4 protein-coding genes are annotated in these 2,290 nt (G+C 76.9%); 1 reads left to right on the top strand and 3 read right to left on the bottom strand.

Going from position 1 to position 2,290, the window contains the following annotated elements; all coding sequences use genetic code 11:
* The coding region (locus FVA95_RS28390; protein WP_149662471.1) for a leucine zipper domain-containing protein at window positions 1-174 on the bottom strand (174 nt) is incomplete at its 3' end.
* A 164-nt stretch (window positions 175-338) separates the two neighbouring features.
* Here FVA95_RS28390 and FVA95_RS28385 point away from each other — a divergent pair.
* Entirely contained in the window at window positions 339-938 is a 600-nt protein-coding gene (locus tag FVA95_RS28385) for a sucrase ferredoxin (RefSeq protein ID WP_149666858.1), read from the top strand.
* On the opposite strand, the gene FVA95_RS28380 is transcribed toward FVA95_RS28385, so the two are convergent.
* Together FVA95_RS28380 and FVA95_RS28375 are read right to left on the bottom strand one after the other, a co-directional pair.
* Entirely contained in the window at window positions 935-1,720 is a 786-nt protein-coding gene (locus FVA95_RS28380; RefSeq protein ID WP_149666857.1) for an HAD family hydrolase, read from the bottom strand. The genes FVA95_RS28385 and FVA95_RS28380 overlap by 4 nt on opposite strands.
* Window positions 1,717-2,290, bottom strand: a 574-nt coding sequence (locus FVA95_RS28375) for a GNAT family N-acetyltransferase (RefSeq protein WP_205016022.1), incomplete at its 5' end; no start/stop codon positions are given. The genes FVA95_RS28375 and FVA95_RS28380, both read right to left, overlap by 4 nt.

The following is a 2,290-nucleotide window of genomic DNA, read 5'->3' as shown; positions in this document are numbered from 1 at the left end:
GTCGGCCATCCCCGCCGGCCCCTCGGCCCGGTAGCGGTCGGACCACTTCTTGGCGGTCCGCGCGGAGACCATGAACATTGTCGCGGCCGCGGTGTGGGTCCAGCCGTGCTCGACGACGAGTTGAGCGAGCCGCAGCCGGGCGCGCGGGGTCAGAGCGGCGTTAGCGTGGGACACGAAGGCCTCCGGTGGGTGAAGCGGTTCCTAGACAGCTCCACTTCACAACCGGAGGCCTTCGTCTGTCAGCCAGACTCACCGCCCCCGGACGGGACAACCTCCCTGGACATCACATCTACGTCGCCGACCTCGCCCCGGGCGGCTCACGGGCGTGGTCGCGCACCGTGCGCAGCACCGACGACCTCGCCGGAATCGACCTCGACCCGGGTGCGGGCACCCCGGTGCTCGACCCGGTGATGCTGGTGTGCGCGCACGGCAGGCGGGACGTCTGCTGCGCCGTCCGCGGCCGCGCGCTCGCCGGGGACCTGGCCGCCGAGGGCGCCGACGTGTGGGAGTGCACCCATCTCGGAGGGCACCGGTTCGCGCCGACCGCGCTGGTGCTGCCGACCGGATACGCCTACGGCCGCCTCGACACCGGCGGCGCGCTGGCCGCGTTGAAGGCCGCGGCCGGCGGCGGTGTGGACCCGTGGTGCTGCCGCGGGCACACCGGGCTGGACCCGGTCGGCCAGCTCGCCGAGCTCGCCGTGCGCGAGCACACCGGGATCGGGGACGCCACGGCGCTGCTGGTCGACGCCGCCGATCCGAGCGTGGGTGGTGACGGCGGGCGCCCGGACGGGCACCTGGTCACCGTGCGCTCCCGCGACGGCCGGAGCTGGACGGTGCCGGTCACGACCGACACGACGCTGCCGCCGCGGCCGCCGTCCTGCGGGGCGGCCCTGGAGGCGGCGACACCGCTGGTCGCGGGCACCCCCGTCGAGCACTAGCCGAACACGCGCTCCAGGGCGCGGGCCAGGCCGTCCTGCTCGACGGTGTCGGTGGACTCGTCGGCGTCGGCGTGCACGTCCGGCGGGGCCTGCCCCATCGCGATCCCGCGGCCCGCCCAGCGCAGCATCGCGCGGTCGTTGTCGACGTCGCCGACGGCGAGGACCTCGGAGCGGTCGACACCGAGCCGGGCCGCGACCCGCGCGAGCCCGGACGCCTTGGACACCCCGGCCGGCACCAGCGTCACCCACGGCAGCTCGTGGTCGAGCGTCGGTTCGGTACCGGGCACCCGGAGCCGGGAGGCACGGGCCGCGGTCTCCGCCGGGTCGTGCCCCGGCCAGTACATGACCAGCTTGGGCGTCGGCTCGTCGAGCAGACCGGCGCGGCCGACCTCGGTGACGGTGCCGGCGAGCACGCCGTCGGGGAACGGGGCGCTGACCCGCTGCCCGACGCCGACGTGCTCGCAGGCGAACACCGCCCCCGGGAACAGCTCGGTCATCGTGTCGAGGGCGGCGGTCACGGCCTCGGGGGCGAGCCGCTCCATCGTCAGCACCCGGCGGGTCGCGGTCTCCATCTCGACCGCGCCGTTGGAGGTCAGGGGGACGCCGTCGCGCAGCCCGATCGCGTCCAGCGCACCGGCCACACCGACGACGGTCCGGCCGGTGCACAGCATCACCTCGGCCCGGGTCCCGGCGAGCGCGATCGCGTCGAGGACCGCGGGGCTCGGGGGCCTGCGCCCGTGGACGATGGTGCCGTCGATGTCGAGCGCGACCAGCCGGATCACGTCCCCGACCCTACGTCGAGCCGGAACCGGGCGACGCCGTCGCGGGTCCCGGTGGGGCGCATCCCGATCCGCTCCAGCACCCGCTCCGACGCACGGTTGCCGGGCTCGACGCCCGCGACCAGCGGCGACGCCCCGGCCGAACGTGCCAGCGCGAGCAACAGGCCGGCGGCCTCGACGGCGTAGCCGCGGCCGCGCCGCGACGGCACCACGCCGTAGCCGAGTTCGACGGCGGCCGGGCCGTCGTCGGGGGCGGGGAACAGCCCCGCACCGCCGACGACCGTGCCGCCGTCGCGTTCGACGAGCAGCCGGTGGCCGAGCTCGCCCCAGCCGGGCCCGCCCGGGTCGCGGGCGAGCATCCGGGCGACGATCCGGTCGCCCTCGGCGGGGAAGTCCGGCGCCCAGTCGGCGCGCCGGGTCCCGGCGACGACGGCCGCGGCGACCTCCGGGGTCCAGCCGGGGAGCACCAGCCGTGGGCCGGCCGGGACCGACGCCGGGACCCGGCGCGCCGACTGGGCGCCGGACTTCCCCGCCGAGGGCGACCGGATCGTCGCCCTCGGCGGGGAAGTCCGG

Source organism: Pseudonocardia sp. EV170527-09 (assembly GCF_008369905.1).
Lineage (GTDB): Bacteria > Actinomycetota > Actinomycetes > Mycobacteriales > Pseudonocardiaceae > Pseudonocardia.
Note: the sequence above shows the minus strand (reverse complement) of the source record. Positions and strands in the feature narration are given on the sequence as shown.